The following is a 17808-nucleotide window of genomic DNA, read 5'->3' as shown; positions in this document are numbered from 1 at the left end:
CCCCCGCCCCGCGGGCCGCCCCGGCCGTGCCCGAGCAGGACCCGTGGAACACGACGAAGGAAGAGGTGCGCCATGTCCGAGAGGGCCGCGCCCCACTACTGCCCCTATTGCGGTGACGAGGACCTGGTGCCGGAGGAGGGAGCCGCCGTCAAGGGCGAGGGCTACCCCTGGGCCTGCCTGTCCTGCGCCCGCGTGTTCCGCGTCAAGTACGTCGGGTTGCGCTCCGCGTCGTTCTCCGGCGCGGACGCCCCCTCCAGACCGACGGAAGGGAACTCATGAACTCCACCATCACCGCCGCGGGCGGCCCCGAGCTCGCCGTGCGCGCCGCGCGCGAGCTGGAGGAGGCCTCCGCCCAGGAGATCATCGCCTGGGCCGCGGAGACCTTCGGGGACCAGCTCTGCATGACCTCGTCCATGGCGGACGCGCTCATGGTCGACCTGGCCTCGAAGGCCGCGCCCGGCATCGACGTGATCTTCCTGGACACCGGGTACCACTTCCCCGAGACCCTGGGCACCCGCGACGCCGTCTCCTCCGTGTACGACATCAACCTGATCAACGTCGAACCCGTCCGCACGGTGGCCGAGCAGGACCTGGCCCTGGGGCCGCGCCTGCACGGCCGGGACCCCGGCATCTGCTGCCACCTGCGCAAGGTGGAGCCCCTCCAGCGGGCGCTGGCCCCCTACGCCGCGTGGCTGACCGGCCTGCGCCGCGAGGACTCGGTGACCCGCCGCGACACCCCCGTCGTGCAGTGGGACAAGCGGCGCCGGATGACCAAGGTGAACCCGATCGCCCGCTGGACCCAGGAGGAGGTCGACTCCTACATGGCCGAGAACGGGGTGATGGTGAACCCCCTCCAGTACGACGGCTACCCCTCGATCGGCTGCGAGCCGTGCACGCGCCGCGTCGAGCCGGGCGAGGACCCGCGCAGCGGCCGCTGGGCCGGGACGGGCAAGACCGAGTGCGGGATCCACGTATGAGCGCCGGGACGCCGGGGTGGCGCCCGCCGGCGCCCCTGCTGGCGGTGGCGCACGGCAGCCGGGACCCGCGGTCGGCCGAGACGGTCGCCGCGGTCCTGGACCGGGTGCGCGCGCTGCGCCCGGGGCTGGACGTGCGGGCGGCCTACCTGGACCACGTGGCGCCGGGGGCGGACGAGGCCCTCGGCGAGCTGGCCTCGGGGGGCGCCGGCGAGGCCGTGGTCCTGCCGGTGCTGCTGACCGCGGCCTACCACAGCAAGGTGGACCTGCCGAGGGCGCTCGCCGCCGCGCGCGGGCGCAGCCCGTGGCTGCGGGTGCACTACGCCGACACGCTGGGGCCGCACCCCCTGCTGCTGGACGCCGTGGAGCGGCGCCTGACCGAGGCGGGGGCGGACGCCGGCCCGGGGACGGCGCTGGTGCTGGCCTCGGCGGGGTCCTCCGACCCGGGGGCCAACGCGACCGTGGGGGCGCTGGCGGAACGGCTGGCGGAGCGCGGGCCGTGGCGCGAGGTGGTGGCGGCCTTCGCCTCGGCGTCCCGCCCCTCACCGGGCGAGGCGGTCGCCGCCCTGCTCGGCCGGGGTGCGCGGCGGGTCGCGGTCGCCACCTACCTGCTGGCCCCGGGCTTCTTCGCCGACCGCATCCGCTCGCAGTCGCTGTCCGCGGGGGCCTCCGTGGTCTCCGAGGCCCTGGGTGACGTGCCGGAGCTGGCCCGGGTGGTCCTGGACCGGTACGACTCCGCGGTCGCGGCCCGGCGCGCGGTGGTCCGCGTCTGAGAGGCGGCTGGGGCGGGCCCTGTGCCGGGCCCGCCCCCGCCGGCGCCGTCCCGCCCGGCCCCGCCCTCCGCCGACCCGTCACCGCTCCCGGCCGTCCCGGCCCCTGACCGGGGGCGACGCCCTCGGGCGCGGTCGTCCACAGGCGGCGGCGTCCCTTGTGCCGGACGGCGCGGGAGAGAAGAATCAGGACCGGCGGTGCTCCGTCCGGACGCCGCCGGCCGTACGAGTCGTGGAGGTGGCCGTGCCCGGGGACGAGGGGGCGCCGGAGCCGCAGGGGGCGCCGGCGGAGGACGGCGTCAGGGACCTGCTGAGGGGGCTCCCGGTGTTCGCGGGCCCGCTGCCGGGGTTCGACCCCGCCGCGGCGCCCGACGACCCGGCGGAGCTGTTCCTGGAGTGGTTCACCGCGGCGCTGCGGGACGGGGTGCCCGAACCGCACGCGATGACGTTGGCCAGCGCGGACCAGGCGGGCGCCCCGTCGGCGCGGGTGGTGATCATGAAGGACTTCACGCCGCGGGGATGGTGGTTCGCCACCACGACGACCTCCCGCAAGGGGCGGGAGCTGGCCGCGAACCCCGCCGCGGCCCTGCTCTTCCACTGGGTGCCGCAGGGACGCCAGGTACGGGTGCGCGGCTCGGTGGAGCTCGCCTCCCCGGAGCAGTGCGCGGCCGACTTCCTCGCACGTCCCCTGGAATCGCGGGTGGCCGGACTGCACGGCGGACAGAGCCGGCCGCTGGCCGACCCCTCCGAGGTGGACAGGGCCGCGGACCGGAGCCGGGAGCTCCTGGGGCGCGAGCCGGGGCTGGTCCCCGGGGACTGGGGCCTGTACGTGGTCTCCCCCGCCGAGGTCGAGTTCTGGCAGGCCGACCCGGACCGGCGCCACACGCGCCTGCTCTACTCCCGTACGGGGCCGGACGGGTCCTGGGAACGCGGTCTGCTCTGGCCCTGACGCGTGGGAGGGCTCCCATGCCCCGCGGCCCGCGGCGCCCGGTCTGATCAGGCAGGGAACGGGGAAACGTGTTTCCACAGCGTTACCGAATCCTGTTCCGTTCGGCGTCCCGGGCACGGATAGGATTCCGGCACCCTCCGAACACCGAGCCAGAAGGACGGTAGGCCGATGCCCCCGACACACGAGGTGTTCAACCAGGCGGCCCCGCTCGGCGACTACAGCGCCGGGGAGGACCCCGCCCTCCTCGAAGGACTGCGGCGCGAGGGCGCCGAGTGGGCCGAGGCCGACGTGCGCGCGGTCGGCGACGCCGCCGGATCGGAGCGGGTGCGCGCCTGGGGCGAGTCCGCCAACGCCTATCCCCCGGTGCTGCGCACGCACGACCGCTACGGGCACCGCGTGGACGAGGTCGACTACCAGCCCGCCTACCACGTGCTGATGGACCAGGCGGTCGAGCACGGCATGCACGCCGCCCCCTGGGCGGAGGACCGGGCGGGCGCGCACGTGGCCCGCGCGGCCAAGTTCTTCCTGTGGTCCCAGGCGGAGAGCGGCCACGGCTGCCCCGTCTCGATGACCTACGCCGTGGTGCCCGCGCTGCGCCACGCCCCGGAACTGGCGCGGCGGTACGAGCCGCTGCTCACGGCCCGCACGTACGACTTCGGGCTGCGGGCACCGCACACCAAGCACGGGCTGCTCGCGGGCATGTCGATGACGGAGAAGCAGGGCGGATCGGACGTGCGCGCCAACACCACGCGCGCGGTGCCCTCCTCCGGCGGGCACCACCTGCTCACCGGGCACAAGTGGTTCACGTCGGCGCCGATGAGCGACTTCTTCCTCACCCTCGCACAGGCCCCGGAGGGGCTCACCTGCTTCCTCGTGCCCCGGGTGCTGGAGGACGGCAGCCGCAACGGGCTGTACATCCAGCGGCTCAAGGACAAGCTGGGCAACAGGTCCAACGCCTCGGCCGAGCTGGAGTACGACGGGGCCGTCGCCCACCTGGTCGGCGAGCCCGGCCGGGGCGTGCCCACCATCATCGAGATGGTCAACAGCACGCGGCTGGACTGCGTGATCGGCTCGGCCTCGGGCATGCGCGCCGCGGTCGTGCAGGCGCTGCACCACGCCGAGCACCGCCGCACGTTCGGCACGGCCCTGGTCGACCAGCCCCTGATGCGCAACGTGCTCGCCGACCTGGCGCTGGAGTCCGAGGCGGCGACGGCCCTGATGACGCGCCTGGCCGGGGCGGTGGACCGCTCGGTGCGCGGTGACGGGTCGGAGTCGGCGTTCCGGCGCCTGGGGGTGGCGGTGGGCAAGTTCTGGGTGACCAAGCGCCAGCCCGCGCACGCCGCGGAGGCCCTGGAGTGCCTGGGCGGCAACGGGTACGTGGAGGAGTCGGGGATGCCCCGCCTGTTCCGCGACTCACCCCTCAACTCCGTCTGGGAGGGTTCGGGCAACGTGGCGGCGCTGGACGTGCTGCGGGCGATGGGCCGCAGCCCGGAGTCGGTGGAGGCCTTCTTCGCCGAGCTGGCCACCGCCGCCGGCGTGGACGACCACTACGACGCGGCCGTCAAGCGCCTGGAGCAGTCCCTGGGCGACCGGGAGGAGCTCCCGTACCGGGCCCGGTCCGTGGTGGAGCTGATGGCCCTGACCCTCCAGGCGTCGCTCCTGCTGCGGTACGCGCCGACCCCGGTCGCGGAGGCGTTCACCGTGTCGCGTCTGGGCGGCGAGTGGGGGCACGTGTTCGGCACCCTGCCCCGGGGGACGGACACCGGGCTGATCCTGGACCGGGCCCGGCCGCGCAGCTGAACCGCGTCCGGCCCGCCGGCCCCGGCGCGCGCCGGGGCCGGCGGCCCCGCCCCCCGTGCGGCGGCCGCCGCACGGGGAATTCCGGGGCTGCCCGCCGAACCGGGGATGACAATTCCCGCAAAGGACACGAAGAGGGACGGCCCCTCGATGCTCATCGTCCGGGGTCGGCATACTTCGCCCGCAGCGGCGGAAGGAAGAAGTCGTCACGAAACACGTCCGCCCGCTTTCGGGCACGGCGTGGCGGACGACCACCCTTCCGAACGGAACGGATTCGCGCCGTCCCGTCCAGGCCCGAAGGCCCCGACACCAAGAGACCGACAGATCCTATGGTGGAAGTCTGGCCAGGTAGTTCCTATCCGCTCGGTGCGACCTACGACGGGTCCGGCACCAATTTCTCCCTCTTCTCCGAAGCCGCCGAACGGGTGGACCTGTGTCTGTTCGACGACGAAGGCGAGGAGACGCGCGTACCGCTGACCGAATACGACGGATTCGTCTGGCACGGGTACCTGCCCGGAATCGGACCGGGGCAACAGTACGGGTACCGGGTACACGGCCCCTACGCCCCGGAGCACGGTTTGCGGTGCAATCCCGACAAACTACTCACCGATCCCTATGCGAAAGCCCTGAACGGCGATCTCACCTGGCACGAGTCGCTGTTCAGCTACCGCTTCGCCGACCCCGACCGCAAGAACACCGACGACAGCGCCCCCTACGTGCCCAAGTGCGTGGTGGTGAGCCCGTTCTTCGACTGGGGCAACGAGTCCCGGCCCCGCACCCCGTACCACCGGACGGTGATCTACGAGGCGCACGTGCGCGGCCTGACGATGCGCCACCCGGGCATACCCGAGCACCAGAGGGGCACCTACTCGGGACTGGCGCACCCGGTGGTGATCGACTACCTCACCTCGCTGGGGGTGACGGCGGTCGAGCTCATGCCCGTCCACCACTTCGTGCCCGAGCACGCCATGGTGGCGCGCGGGCTGACCAACTACTGGGGGTACAACACCCTGTCCTTCCTGGCCCCGCACAGCGGGTACGCCGCCCGCGGCTCCCGCGGCCAGCAGGTCCAGGAGTTCAAGGCGATGGTGAAGTCCCTGCACGAGGCGGGCATCGAGGTCCTGCTCGACGTGGTGTACAACCACACCGCCGAGGGCGACCACATGGGCCCCACGCTGTCCCTGCGCGGCATCGACAACCTCAGCTACTACCGGGTGAGCGACGAGGACCAGCGCTACTACCTCGACTACACCGGGTGCGGCAACAGTTTGAACGTCCGCCACCCGCACTCGCTGCAGCTCATCATGGACTCGCTGCGCTACTGGGTCCTGGAGATGCACGTGGACGGGTTCCGGTTCGACCTCGCCTCGGCCCTGGCCCGGGAGTTCCACGACGTCGACCGGCTCAGCACGTTCTTCGACATCGTCCAGCAGGACCCGGTGATCTCGCAGGTCAAACTGATCGCCGAGCCCTGGGACGTGGGTCCGGGCGGATACCAGGTGGGCAACTTCCCGCCGCTGTGGACCGAGTGGAACGGCAAGTACCGCGACACCGTCCGCGACTACTGGAGGGGCGAGCCCGTGATGGGCGAGCTCGCCTCGCGCCTGGCCGGGTCGAGCGACCTCTACCAGGACGACGGCCGCCGCCCGGTGGCCTCGATCAACTTCATCACCTGCCACGACGGCTTCACGCTGGCCGACCTGGTCTCGTACGACCACAAGCACAACGAGGCCAACGGCGAGGGCAACCGCGACGGCACCGACGACAACCGCTCCTGGAACCACGGGGTGGAGGGGGACACCGAGGACCCGGCGGTCATCACGCTGCGCCGCCGCCAGGTGCGCAACTTCCTCACCACCCTGTACATGTCGCAGGGGGTGGTGATGCTCTCCCACGGCGACGAGGTGGGCCGCACCCAGGGCGGCAACAACAACGCCTACTGCCAGGACAACGAGATCGCCTGGATCGACTGGAAGGGCGCCGGGCTGGAGGAGGACGAGGAGCCCGACAACGACCTGCTGGACTACGTGCGCGGGCTGGCGCGCCTGCGGCGCGACCACCCGGTCTTCCGACGGCGCCGCTTCTTCCGCGGCGGCCCGGTGGAGGAGGCCGCCGCCGGGGAGGGCGGCCTGACCGACATCGCGTGGCTGCGGCCGGACGGCAAGCCGATGTCCGGTGACGACTGGGACTCGGCCGGCCAGGCGCTGGGGGTGTTCCTCAACGGGGACGCCATCACCGAGCCCGATCCGCGCGGACGGCGCATCCGGGACAGCTCCTTCCTGCTCCTGCTCAACAGCGGCGCGGACGCGGTGGACTTCACCGTCCCGGGGACCGAGTACGGGACGGCGTGGGAGACCGTCCTGGACACGGCCGAGCCGGATGTGTCCGGGAGGCCGTTCGTGGCCGCCTCCGGACCGGTCCGGGTGATCGACCGGGCGCTGCTCCTGATGCGCCGCGTGTCGCACAGGAACTCCTGACCCGGGGGCCCGGGGAGGGCGGGGCGCCGGCCCTCCCCGGGCGGCCCGTCCCCGCACCCCCTACGCTGGGTGACCATGTCGACCGAACCCGCCGGCGGCGCCGGCGCCCCCGCTCCCGCTCCCGTCACGTTCCGCGAGCTGCTGCCCTCACCGGGCGTCGCGGACGTCGACCCGGCCCTCGCGTACGCCTATCCGTCCCGCCTGGACCGCCCCTGGGTGCGCGCCAACATGGTGGCGAGCGCGGACGGCGGCGCGGTGGGGCCCTCGGGCCGCAGCCGCGACCTGTCCTCGGCTCCCGACCGCAGGCTGATGGGGGTGCTGCGCGGCCTGTGCGACGTGGTGCTGGTCGGAGCGGGGACGGCGCGCACGGAGGGGTACGGCCCGGTCCGGGCGAGGAAGGCGTGGGAGGGGCTGCGCGCCGGGCGCGCCCGGACCCCCGCCGTGGCGGTCGTCTCCCGCTCGCTCGACCTCCCGGAGGAGCTGTTGACGGAGGCCCCCGAGGACGCCCGCACACTGGTCCTCACGACCCGGGGCGCCCCGGAGGAGAGGCGGCGGCAGGCGGCCCGGTACGCCGACGTCGTGGTGGTCGACGGGGCGTCGGTGACGCCGGCGCACGTGGTCGGGGAGCTGGCCTCGCGCGGGATGCACCGGATCCTGACGGAGGGGGGTCCGCACCTGCTGGGCGAGTTCGTGGCCGCCGGGCTCCTGGACGAGCTCTGCCTGACCCTGAGCCCGCACCTGCTGGGTTCGGGACCGCCCCGCATCGTGGCGGGAGGCCCCGGAGCCCCCGGGGCGCCGGAGGCGTGGTCACGACAGAGCACACCCGTGCGCATCGCGCACCTGCTGGAGGCGGAGGGGAACCTGTTCGCGCGTTACGTCAGGGGCTAGGGCGTCTCGCGGGGACGCGGCTGTAACCGGTCGGTTTCGGCCGCCCCACAACGACGCATGAACCATCCCGCAATCGGACATACCCGATGTGTGTCCTCCACCGGAATCACCGCCACGGGACACACCGCATCGACGGGGCTTACCGGCTTGGCCCCCGGCCGAGAGGATGAACGTAGTGCCGACGTCCGAAAACGGGTCCCCTCCGGTCTACCGGGAGATAGCCGAGGAACTACGCGGACAGATCCGCTCCGGGCGGTACGCCGACGGCGACCGCCTTCCCGGGGAGAACACCCTCATGGAGCGTCACGGGGTCGCCCGGGCTACGGCCCGGCAGGCGCTCTCCGTGCTGATCAACGAGGGCCTGGCCGTGGCCGTACGCGGCTCGGGCATCTACGTCCGCCTGTTCCGGCCGGTGCGAAGACACGGCGCGCGCCGCCTGTCCAAGGAGCTGTGGGGCCAGGGCAGGGCGATCTGGCAGACCGACGGCGAGGAGAGGGGCTACGAGGTCGACGGGGTGTGCGTGGACGAGACCGTCGCGGACGAGACCGTGGCCCGCGCCCTGGGGCTGGCCGAGGGGGGCGGGGTGCTCCGGCGCTCGCGCCGCTACCTCGTGGAGGGGAGGCCGGTCCAGCGCGCGGTCTCGTACCTGCCCCTGACGGTCCTGGTGGACTCCGCCGCGGCCAGGCGCGTCCGTGAGCACGACAGCGGCCCCGGCGGGATCTACGCCCGGCTGGCCGAGCTCGGGCAGGCCCCGGCCCACTTCACCGAGGAGATCCGGGTGCGCATGCCCACCCCGGAGGAGAGCCAGGAGCTGAGGCTGGCGCCCGGGACACCGGTGCTGGAGGTGGCACGCACCGCCCTCACCTCCGAGCACCGCCCCGTGGAGTTCAACGAGATCACCATGGACGGCTCGGCGTACGTGCTCCAGTACGACTTCGACGCCTGACCGCCGCCCCGCCCGCGCACCGGCCCTGACACGGCGGGAGGGGCGCCGGTCCCGGCGCCCCTCCCGCGAACCCGGCTCAGCGACAGCCCCTCCTGGAGGCGAACACCAGGTACGCCAGCGACAGGAACACGAGTCCCACCGCCGGCGCCCCGGCGGCTGCGAAGAGCAGGGAGTTCGACTCGGTCATCGCCCACCGGGCCATGCCGGCCCCCAGGACGGTCGCCACGGCGAGCGCGCACACCGCGAGCACCGTGGCGGAGACCAGGAGCTTGCGGTCGCTCCAGGGCTCGGGCCTGGACAGCTCGGCCGTCCTCGTCATGGTGCGAAGGCTCAGCTCCGCGGCCCACGCCAGCTCGCGGCCGGCGGCAGCCGTGCCCCCGGCGAGCGCCCGGGCCCGCCCCCGCAGCCCCGCGGTGGTCCGGTCCAGCCACCACAGCCCGTATCGAATCCTGCCCACACGCAGCGGCCGCCTGCTCACTCCGAGTGCCTGTTGCGCTGCAACCGCCATGTCACCCGCCTCACATGCACCGTACGACCACTGACCTCGGTGGTTGCCGTACCCGTCGACTCGACCACTGAACGTCGCCAGAGGTGAAGTTAGGCGTATATAGCCATGAAGGATGATTTACCGTCACCAGAGGCTCTATGTACCGTTGCGTCCGGTAGAGGGCGCCGTGGCAGCAACAGGACACGATTCGGGGTAGCGTCGTCACATGGCTGACTCATCGGACCAGGCCCCGCACACCGGCGACGGGACCGAACGTCTTCCCCAGAGCGACCAGGAATGGCGCGACCGGCTCAACGCCCAGGAGTACGCCGTCCTCCGGCAGGCCGCCACCGAGCGCCCCTGGAGCGGCGCCTACGTCGACACGAGGACCAGCGGCGTCTACCGCTGCCGGGGCTGCGGGGCGGAGCTCTTCCGCTCCGACGAGAAGTTCGACTCCCACTGCGGCTGGCCCAGCTTCTTCGACCCGGCCGACTCCGACGCCGTCACCCTGCACGAGGACAGGTCCCTGGGGACGGTGCGGACCGAGGTGCGGTGCGCCACCTGTGACTCCCACCTCGGCCACGTCTTCCACGGCGAGGGCTACGCCACCCCCACCGACGCCCGGTACTGCATCAACTCCGTCGCGCTCACCCTCGAACCGGCCGACTAGACCTCCCCGCCCGGTCCCGGACGCGTGGTCCGGGGCGGTCGGCGCGCGTATCACCGTGCGCCCGCGACCCGCCCGCGACGGGATCGGGGATAATCGCATCCAGCGCGTCAACGGTCGGCCCCCTCGGCTGCCCGCGAGGCGCGGCGCGAAGGCCCGGACCACGCCGGGTCCTCCGCGCACCAGCCGGCCCCCAGCCACCGGGCCGACCCCTCACAGCGGCAACCGATGTGCGGGCGACCCGACCGACCCGCGACGAAAGCGCTCGATGACCGACGACTCACCTTCCTCATCAGTCACCCACCGCCCCCCGGCACGTCCCCGGTTCGGCATGGCCCAGGGGTCGGGCCCCTGGCTGGTCCCCGCCCTCGGAGCCGCCGGGGCCGCCGTGCTGGCGGCACGGGGCTCCCGTGCCCGTACGGCGCTCGCCGTCCCGGTGGTCGCCCTCGCGGCTGGGATGACCTGGTTCTTCCGTGACCCCGAACGGGGGCCCGCGACCGGGCGGGTGCTGTCCGCGGCCGACGGCGTCGTACAGAGCCTCGACCTCCAGCCCGACGGGCGGATCCGGGTCGCGGTGTTCATGAACCCCCTCAACGTGCACGTCAACCGTGCGCCCCTCGCCGGTGTGGTGACCGGCGTCGAGCACCGCCCCGGGGGTTTCCGCCCCGCATTCGACAAGGACAGCGAGCGTAATGAGCGCGTCATCTGGACCCTTGAAACCGAGATCGGTGAGATCACGGTCGTTCAAATCGCCGGCGCGATGGTCAGGCGTATCGTCCCGTATCTCGCTGCGGGGCAGAAGGTCGAACAAGGCGAGAGGATCGGTCTCATTCGGTTCGGGTCCCGGGTCGACGTCTACCTTCCGGCCGGGATCGCCCCGGCGGTGGAGATCGGCCAGAAGGTCCGCTCCGGAGAAACCCGTCTTGACGCCGACTGAGAGCGCGGAGGGCGTGGCCGCGGCCGAACGGTCCGCGGGCGCCGTCGAGGCGGCCCCCCTGCTGCGCCTCGGCGTGGCCGACTACCTGACCCTGGGAAACGCCCTGTGCGGCTTCCTCGCCGTGTGGGCGCTGGTCGTGGCGCAGACCGCCCACGCCGCCGCCGGGGCGGCCGGCCCGCTGCCGCGCACCGCGATGGCCACGGTCGTGGGCCTGATGATGGTCGCGGCCGCCCTCGACGTGCTCGACGGCCGGGTCGCCCGCAAGCTGGGCGGCAGCGGCATGGGCGCCGAGCTGGACAACCTCGCCGACGTGATCAGCTTCGGGTTCGCCCCGGCGTTCTTCTTCGTCGTGTGGGCCATGCAGGCCGGTGACGCCGGCCTGCTGCCGGTGGCCGCGGGCGGCGCGGTGCTGCTCGCCGTGATCGTGCGGCTGGCCCGGTTCTCCTGCCAGGCCCCGGGCGCGGACTACTTCACCGGGCTGCCCTGCCCCTTCGGGGCGATGGCGGTGGTGACGGTGGTGCTGCTCGACCCGCCCCTGCTCGCGGGGGTCGCGGCGGTGCTGCTCATCTCCTGGCTGATGGTGAGCCGCATGGAGTACCCCAAGCCCCGCGGCCGCAAGGCCTACGCGGTCCTGGGCGTGCTCGGCTTCGGCGTGGCCCTCATGGCCGCCTGGGGCATGGGGCTCCCCGCCGGGCAGTCGCTCATCTACCTGATGAGCGCCCTCGTGCTGGGCTTCATCGTGACGATCCCCTTCTACGTGCTGGCCACGCGGAGGTCCGCCTCCGACCGGGGCTGAGGCGGGGAGACACGGGGAGCGCCCCGGGCGGAGGACCTCCGCCCGGGGCGCTCCGCGTTCCCGGACCCCCGACGGCCGGCGGGCCCGCGCGGACGGCCCCGCCGGGAGCGGGGGCGCGTCGGCGCGGGCGGTGGGGCGGAGAGGGCCGGTCGGCCGCCGGTGGGACGCCGCGTCCGCCCCGGGCCCCTCCGCCCGTGTCGGGCGGAGGGGCCGTCGCCGCCCCCGGCGGCCGGCGGGCCTAGGGCAGGGCGTCGACCAGTTCCGCGACGCCCTTGCGGCGGCCGGTGTAGAACGGCAGCTCCTCGCGGGTGTGCAGGCGCGCCTTGGCTCCGCGCAGGTGGCGCATCAGGTCCACGATGCGGTACAGCTCGTCGGCCTCGAAGGCGAGCAGCCACTCGTAGTCGTTGAGGCCGAACGAGGACACCGTGTTGGCGCGCACGTCCGGGTAGGGGGCGGCCATACGGCCGTGCTCGGCGAGCATCGCGCGGCGCTCGTCGTCCGGCAGCAGGTACCACTCGTAGGAGCGCACGAACGGGTAGACGCAGATGTTGTCGCGCGGCTCCTCCCCGGCGAGGAAGGCCGGGACGTGGCCCCGGTTGAACTCGGCCGGACGGTGGAGCCCCATGACCGACCACACCGGGCTCGCGGCGCGGCCGACCTCCGTGCGGCGGAACGCCGTGTAGACCTCCTGGAGCTGTTCGGGGGTGTCCGCCACCCACCAGAACATGATGTCGGCGTCGGCCCGGAAGCCCTGCACGTCGTAGGCGCCCCGCGTGGTCACGCCGCTCTCGGCCGCCTTGTCCAGGAGCGTGCGCAGCTCGTCGGCGGCGGCGCCCCGGTCGACGCCGTCGAGGCGGTCGACCTTGAAGACCGACCACATGGTGTAGCGGATGAGCTCGTTGAGGTCGGCGCCGTCCTGGCCGACGGCTTCGTTCTGCTGGCCCGTCACGGGTTGACTCCTTGCTGGTTCGTTCCGGCGGCGTGTCCGCCGCCGCTGCGGCCGTGGGTCGAGAGTGAGCCGACCAGGCGTCCGGCCTGCTGGTCGGCGTCGGCGATGCAGGCGGGGATGCCGACGCCTCCGTAGACCGCGCCGCACACCCCCAGCCCCGGGATGCGGTGCACGTCGGCCCGGAGGCGCTCGACGAGGTCGGCGTGGCCGACGGAGTACTGGGGCAGCCCGTCGTTCCAGCGGGTGACCCGGCTCTCCACGGGGCTGCCGGCCATGCCGGTGACCCGTGCGAGGTCCGCGAGGGCCGCCGCCTCCAGTTCCCCGTCGGAGCGCTCCAGCACGGCGTCGTCGCCGAACCGGCCGATCGAGCAGCGCACGGCCACCAGGTCCTCGCCGGGGTTGGCCTCGGCCAGCGCCTCGGCGAGCCAGGGCCACTTGTTGCTGGAGAACGTGGCGGCCTTGACGGTGAGCCCCTCCCCCGCCGGGACCAGGAACCCGGTCCCGGCCAGGGGCCGCGGGAAGGCGGCGGCGGGCAGGACGAGCGTCACGAGCGCCATGCTGGCGTACCGCACCGCGCCCAGGTCGCGGGCGGCCCCGGGCGCGTGCCCGGTGAGCAGGCGGGAGGCCTCCGGGGCGGGGCACGCCAGGAGGACGGCGTCGCAGGCGACCGGCTCTCCGCCCTCCAGGTGCACCCTCCAGCCCGTGGGGAGGCGTTCGAGGGAGGCTGCGCGGGTCCCGGTCCTCAGGTCCGCGGCGTGGCGCTCGGCGAGCGCGGCGACGAGCTCCGCGACCCCCCCGCGCAGGGAGGCGAACACCGGTCCCGGCCTGGTGGGCGCGGCGCCCCGGCCGCGGAGGCTGGCGCCCACCGCCCTCATCAGGGAGCGGTCGCTGCGCGCCATCGGCGCGATCTGGGGCAGGGTCGAGTCCAGCGAGAGGAGGTCGGCGCGGCCCGCGTACACACCGCCCAGGAGCGGTTCGACGAGGCGGTCGACGACCTCGGGGCCCATGCGGGCGCCGACGTAGGCGGCGACGGACACGTCGCCGCGGACGGGCGTGCGCGGCCTGACCAGGTCGAGTCCGGCACGCACGGTGCCCGGCCACGACAGCACCCCGCTGCGGGCGAGGGCGCGCAGGTCCCCCGGCACCCCCATGAGCTGGCCCCGGGGGAGGGAGCGGACCCGGCCCCGGCTGTAGACGGCGGCGGCGCCCGGGCCGGGGTGCACCACCCGGTCCTCCAGTCCCAGCTCCGAGAACAGGTCGACGGCCTCGGGGCGGCGGGCGAGGACCGCTTCGGCGCCCGCGTCCATGGGCACCCCCGCCAGCGGGGACGCGTGCAGCTTCCCCCCGGGGCGGTCGGCGGACTCGACCACCGTGACGGTGGCGCCGAGACCACGGAGGCGGTGCGCGGCGGTGAGTCCGGAGACCCCTCCGCCGACCACGACGACGTGCGGTGCTTCAGGCATGTCACCAGCTTCCCAGATGTCACGGGTCACAGCGATCCGCCATACCTCCTGGCACCCGGTGACCTCGGTCCCCCCGGCGCCGGGAAGCGGCCCCGGGGGGCCGGCCTGTGCGGCGTGGGGAGCGGGGCGCTCCGGTCCGCCCTCCTCCCACGGGTTCCGGCCGGGGTTCGCCGGGCCTCCCCCGTTCCCGACCGTCCCTCCGCCCGCCCCGGCGGTTCCGGCCGCGCCTGTCCGGCAGCCCTGTTGCGGGGTCGTTACCGAAGGCCCGCAACCGGCCGCGGAGCCGGGTGCGTCGAACGTTCATGGCTACTTCAGCGGTCCCCCCGGCGCGGCGTGTCGCCGGGGCAGCGTTCTCCGTGGGCCTCGCGGCCCTGCTCCTCACGGCCTGCGGGGCCGGTGGGCTCTCCAGCTCCGGCAGCTTCGCGGGCGGGGGCTCCGAGGAGGGCCCCGCCGCGGCCGGGGACCGCGCCGCGGGCGCCGACGACGGGGGCGCCCGGCAGGAGGACGCCCCCTCCTCCTCGGTCGGGGCCGACGTCGAGGTCGGCGAGCGCGACCTGGTCCACACCGCGGACCTGACCGTCCGGGTGGACGACGTGGCGGAGGCCTCCGAGCTCGCCAAGGAGCTCACCATCGGGGCGGGCGGCTACATCGCCTCGGAGAGCCTCTCCACGCCCGCCGGCGGCACCCCCGAGGGCAACCTGACCCTGCGCGTGCCCAACGACGGCTACGAGGGGGCCCTGGAGGCCCTGGGCGAGCTGGGCGACCGCTCCCACCTGGAGCGGTCCGTGGAGGACGTCACCGAGGAGGTGGCGGACGTCGAGAGCCGCATCGCGTCCTCCGAGGCCTCGCTGGAGACGCTGCGCGGCTACCTGGAGGAGGCCCGTGACGTCGACGACCTCCTGCGGGTGGAGAGCGAGATCCAGACGCGGCAGTCGGAGCTGGAGGCGTTCCAGGCGCGCCTGGAGACCCTGACGAACCAGACCGCGTACTCGACGGTGCACCTGCGGCTGACCCCGCCGGAGACCTACCTGGAGGAGCCGTCGGAGGAGGGCATCGGCTTCCTCGGCGGCCTGGAGCGCGGTTGGCGCGCGCTGGTGGCCCTCGGAGGGGGCGTCGCCGTGGTCGCGGGCTGGCTGCTGCCGTTCCTGGTCGCGGCCGCGGTGCTCGGCGCGGGCCCGCTGTGGTGGTACCGCTCGCGCCGGCGCGGCACGGCCTCCGGGCGCAGGGCCCCGGGCAGGCCCCGCAGGACCGGCGCCACGGCACGGCGCACGGCCGGCGGCGGTGCGCCGGAGCGGACGGCCGGAGGCGGGAGCGCCGCGTCGGCCGCGTCCCCCGCCCGGTCCGGGACCGCCGACGGCGAAGCCGCCGGGGAGGGGACCGGCGCAGCCGCACCGCGCACGGCCGGCGGCCGGAGCGCCGACGGCGAGGGGACCGGCGCGCAGGACGGCAGCGGCGGCTGACCGCGCGCGGCGGCGCCCGGCCCCTGGGGGCGGGCGCCGCCGATGTGTGCCGCGGTCCCCGGCTGCCGGGGGCTCCCGCCGTGTCCGGCCCGGGAGCGCACGCGTCGTCTAGCCGGCGGTCTCCTCGTGCACGAACGCCGTGAGGCGCTGGAGCACGTCCGGGTCGGTGCTCGGCAGCACCCCGTGGCCGAGGTTGAAGATGTGCCCGTCCGCGGCGCGGCCGCGGGAGAGGATGTCGCGGGTCCGCTCGGCGACGACCTCCCAGGGCGCGAACAGCGTCGCGGGGTCCAGGTTGCCCTGGAGCGCGGTGCCCGGCTGGACGCGCTGGGCGGCCTTGTCCAGCGGCACCCGCCAGTCCACGCCCACGACGTCGGCCCCCGCCTCGCTGAGCAGGCCGAGGAGTTCGCCGGTGCCCACGCCGAAGTGGATGCGCGGCACCTCGTACTCGCTGAGCTGGCCGAAGATCCACGACGTGTACGGGAGCACGGAGGCGCGGTAGTCCTCGGCGCTGAGCGCCCCGACCCACGAGTCGAAGAGCTGGACCGCACTGGCCCCCGCCTCGATCTGGGTGCGCAGGAAGCCCAGCGTGATGGTGGCCAGGCGGCGCATCAGCTCGTCCCACAGCTCGGGCTCGCCGTACATGAGCGCCTTGGTGTGCTCGTGGTTCTTGGACGGGCCGCCCTCGATGAGGTACGAGGCCAGGGTGAACGGGGCTCCCGCGAACCCGATGAGCGGCTTGTCGCCCAGCTCGTCGACCAGCAGGCCGACCGCCTCGGTCACGTAGGTCAGGTCGTCGGGCTCGATCTCGCGGAGCCGCTTGACCCCGGTCGCCTCCCGGATCGGGTCGGCGACCACGGGGCCGACCCCGGGCTTGATGTCGAGGTCGATGCCGATGGCCTTGAGCGGCACGACGATGTCGCTGAAGAAGATCGCGGCGTCGACGTCGTACCGGCGTACCGGTTGCATCGTGATCTCGGTGATCATGTCGGGGCGCGCGCACGCCTCGAGCATCGGGACGTCGGCGCGCACACGTCGGTACTCGGGCAGGGAGCGCCCGGCCTGGCGCATGAACCACACCGGCGTGTGGCTCACGGGAAGGCGCCGGCAGGCGCGGAGGAAAGGAGATTCTTGCAGGGTCACCCCTCGATCGTGCCATGCCCTCCCCGGTACTCCCACTCGGATCGCCCGAGCGGGGTGGCGGGGGCGGGCTCCCCGGGGCGGTCGGAGGTCCCGAACCGGCGCGGTAGAAGGCGACCCGGTCCCAAGATCATCACAAAACACCGACACGCCGCCCCAACTCCGTCCCCCGGCCGGTGACTCGTGCCACGGTCGGGTGCGTGCCCCTCCCCCCGCCCGCGGCGGGACGGCGGAGCACGTTCAGACGACACCCGCCGGTGCGTGATCACCAGAGAACGAAGGCTGACGTTTCCACCATGCCCGATGTCGGTAGCGCCGAGGACGCGCATGAGACGTTCCGGCGAGCGGTCGAGGCCCTGCACTCACCCCTCCACCGCCCCGAGATCACCGTCCGGGAGATACCCGCCCCCCAGCGGTTGGCCCCCCACTCCGCCGCCGTGTCCGCCGAGGTGACGGTCGACGGCGAGGAGGTCGCCTGGGGCCGTCTCATCGTGCTGTACGACCCCGAGAACACCCGTGACTGGCCCGGCCCCTTCCGGGTGGTCTGTCAGGTCAACTCCGAACTGGAGTCGGACATCGCGACCGATCCGCTCCTCGGACCGGTCGCGTGGAGCTGGCTCACCGACGCCCTGGAGGAGAGTGCGGCCACGCACCACACCCTGAGCGGCACCGTGACCCGGGCGACCACCGAGGGTTTCGGCACGAAGTCGGACCAGGGCTCCACCACCGAGGTCGAGATGCGCGCCTCGTGGACCCCCGGGTCCGACGACCTGTCCGTGCACGCCGACGCGTGGGCGGCGCTGCTCGCCTCCGCGGCGGGGCTGCCCCCGCTGGACGTCGCCGACATACGCCGCCAGCGTTCGCGACCCTGACCCGGGGCGGTCGGGGGGGGGGGGGGGGGGGGGGGGGGGGCGGGGGGCCGGGGGGGGGGCGGGGGGGGCCCCCCCCGCCGGCGGGGGGGGGGGGGGGGGGGGGGGGGGGGGGGGGGGGGGGGGGGGGGGCCGCGCCGGGGGGGCGGAACCGCCGAACCCGCGCCCCGGGGGTGACGTGACGCACTAGCATCCAGTCAGCGGCGGACGGCGCGGGCCCCGGGGCCCGGGAGGGGCGGACG

The 17808-nt window shown here is 74.3% G+C and carries 16 protein-coding genes and 1 pseudogene; 13 read left to right on the top strand and 4 right to left on the bottom strand.

Annotation, left to right across the window (positions count from 1 at the left end; translation table 11 throughout):
• The first annotated feature begins 72 nt into the window (after positions 1-72).
• The 8 genes from ACIRPH_RS28010 (at position 73) to ACIRPH_RS27975 (ending at position 8801) form a co-directional block, all read left to right on the top strand.
• On the top strand, positions 73-279 hold the full coding sequence (locus ACIRPH_RS28010) for a hypothetical protein (RefSeq protein WP_267949197.1): 207 nt from the start codon (positions 73-75) through the stop codon (positions 277-279).
• Positions 276-977: a phosphoadenylyl-sulfate reductase gene (locus ACIRPH_RS28005; protein WP_267949196.1), complete on the top strand. Its 702-nt coding sequence runs from the start codon at positions 276-278 to the stop codon at positions 975-977. The genes ACIRPH_RS28010 and ACIRPH_RS28005 overlap by 4 nt, the downstream gene beginning before the upstream one ends.
• The gene (locus ACIRPH_RS28000) at positions 974-1747 is read left to right on the top strand and encodes a sirohydrochlorin chelatase (RefSeq protein WP_402919611.1); all 774 of its coding nucleotides are present in this window, start codon (positions 974-976) and stop codon (positions 1745-1747) included. Before ACIRPH_RS28005 ends, ACIRPH_RS28000 begins: the two co-directional genes overlap by 4 nt.
• 241 nt (positions 1748-1988) lie before the next feature.
• Complete coding sequence (locus ACIRPH_RS27995) at positions 1989-2693, top strand: pyridoxal 5'-phosphate synthase (protein WP_402919610.1); 705 nt, start codon at positions 1989-1991, stop codon at positions 2691-2693.
• 168 nt (positions 2694-2861) lie between these two features.
• Positions 2862-4493 carry an acyl-CoA dehydrogenase family protein gene (locus ACIRPH_RS27990; protein ID WP_402919608.1) on the top strand — a complete coding sequence of 544 codons (1632 nt, stop codon included), beginning with the start codon at positions 2862-2864 and terminating at the stop codon, positions 4491-4493.
• Between the two features lie 326 nt (positions 4494-4819).
• Positions 4820-6967, top strand: a complete 2148-nt coding sequence (glgX, locus tag ACIRPH_RS27985) for a glycogen debranching protein GlgX (RefSeq protein ID WP_402919606.1) — start codon at positions 4820-4822, stop codon at positions 6965-6967.
• Positions 6968-7042: 75 nt separating this feature from the next.
• The gene (locus ACIRPH_RS27980) at positions 7043-7855 is read left to right on the top strand and encodes a pyrimidine reductase family protein (protein WP_402919604.1); all 813 of its coding nucleotides are present in this window, start codon (positions 7043-7045) and stop codon (positions 7853-7855) included.
• Between the two features lie 166 nt (positions 7856-8021).
• Positions 8022-8801 carry a GntR family transcriptional regulator gene (locus ACIRPH_RS27975; RefSeq protein WP_402919602.1) on the top strand — a complete coding sequence of 260 codons (780 nt, stop codon included), beginning with the start codon at positions 8022-8024 and terminating at the stop codon, positions 8799-8801.
• 76 nt (positions 8802-8877) lie between these two features.
• On the opposite strand, the gene ACIRPH_RS27970 is transcribed toward ACIRPH_RS27975, so the two are convergent.
• A complete protein-coding gene (locus ACIRPH_RS27970) occupies positions 8878-9309 on the bottom strand; it encodes a hypothetical protein (protein WP_402919600.1) in 432 nt (143 codons plus the stop codon).
• 205 nt (positions 9310-9514) lie between these two features.
• Between ACIRPH_RS27970 and msrB the strand changes: the two genes are divergently transcribed.
• From msrB to ACIRPH_RS27955, 3 genes are all read left to right on the top strand, one after another.
• Positions 9515-9958 (top strand): peptide-methionine (R)-S-oxide reductase MsrB, encoded by a 444-nt coding sequence (gene msrB, locus ACIRPH_RS27965; RefSeq protein WP_402919598.1) that lies wholly within the window; start codon positions 9515-9517, stop codon positions 9956-9958.
• A 265-nt stretch (positions 9959-10223) separates the two neighbouring features.
• Positions 10224-10892: a phosphatidylserine decarboxylase gene (locus tag ACIRPH_RS27960; protein ID WP_402919597.1), complete on the top strand. Its 669-nt coding sequence runs from the start codon at positions 10224-10226 to the stop codon at positions 10890-10892.
• A complete protein-coding gene (locus tag ACIRPH_RS27955) occupies positions 10879-11688 on the top strand; it encodes a CDP-alcohol phosphatidyltransferase family protein (protein ID WP_402919596.1) in 810 nt (269 codons plus the stop codon). Before ACIRPH_RS27960 ends, ACIRPH_RS27955 begins: the two co-directional genes overlap by 14 nt.
• Positions 11689-11926: 238 nt before the next feature.
• Here the strand turns inward: ACIRPH_RS27955 and hemQ are convergent, their stop codons facing one another.
• Both hemQ and hemG read right to left on the bottom strand, forming a co-directional pair.
• Positions 11927-12637, bottom strand: a complete 711-nt coding sequence (gene hemQ / locus ACIRPH_RS27950) for a hydrogen peroxide-dependent heme synthase (RefSeq protein WP_402919594.1) — start codon at positions 12635-12637, stop codon at positions 11927-11929.
• Positions 12634-14172 (bottom strand): annotated as a pseudogene (gene hemG, locus ACIRPH_RS27945) (protoporphyrinogen oxidase); the annotation flags it as partial. The gene hemQ and the pseudogene hemG, both read right to left, overlap by 4 nt.
• A gap of 230 nt (positions 14173-14402) precedes the next feature.
• On the opposite strand from hemG, the gene ACIRPH_RS27940 reads away from it, so the two are divergent.
• Positions 14403-15560: a DUF4349 domain-containing protein gene (locus tag ACIRPH_RS27940; protein WP_402919592.1), complete on the top strand. Its 1158-nt coding sequence runs from the start codon at positions 14403-14405 to the stop codon at positions 15558-15560.
• A gap of 108 nt (positions 15561-15668) precedes the next feature.
• Here ACIRPH_RS27940 and hemE read toward each other — a convergent pair whose 3' ends face one another.
• Complete coding sequence (hemE, locus tag ACIRPH_RS27935) at positions 15669-16694, bottom strand: uroporphyrinogen decarboxylase (protein ID WP_402919953.1); 1026 nt, start codon at positions 16692-16694, stop codon at positions 15669-15671.
• A 299-nt stretch (positions 16695-16993) separates the two neighbouring features.
• On the opposite strand from hemE, the gene ACIRPH_RS27930 reads away from it, so the two are divergent.
• Positions 16994-17569, top strand: coding sequence for a DUF3000 domain-containing protein (locus ACIRPH_RS27930; RefSeq protein WP_402919590.1), 576 nt, complete (start codon positions 16994-16996; stop codon positions 17567-17569).
• The last annotated feature ends 239 nt before the right edge of the window (positions 17570-17808 follow it).

It is taken from the genome of Nocardiopsis sp. NPDC101807, assembly GCF_044766605.1.
GTDB lineage: Bacteria > Actinomycetota > Actinomycetes > Streptosporangiales > Streptosporangiaceae > Nocardiopsis > Nocardiopsis tropica.
This window is presented reverse-complemented; position numbering and strand designations above follow the sequence as displayed.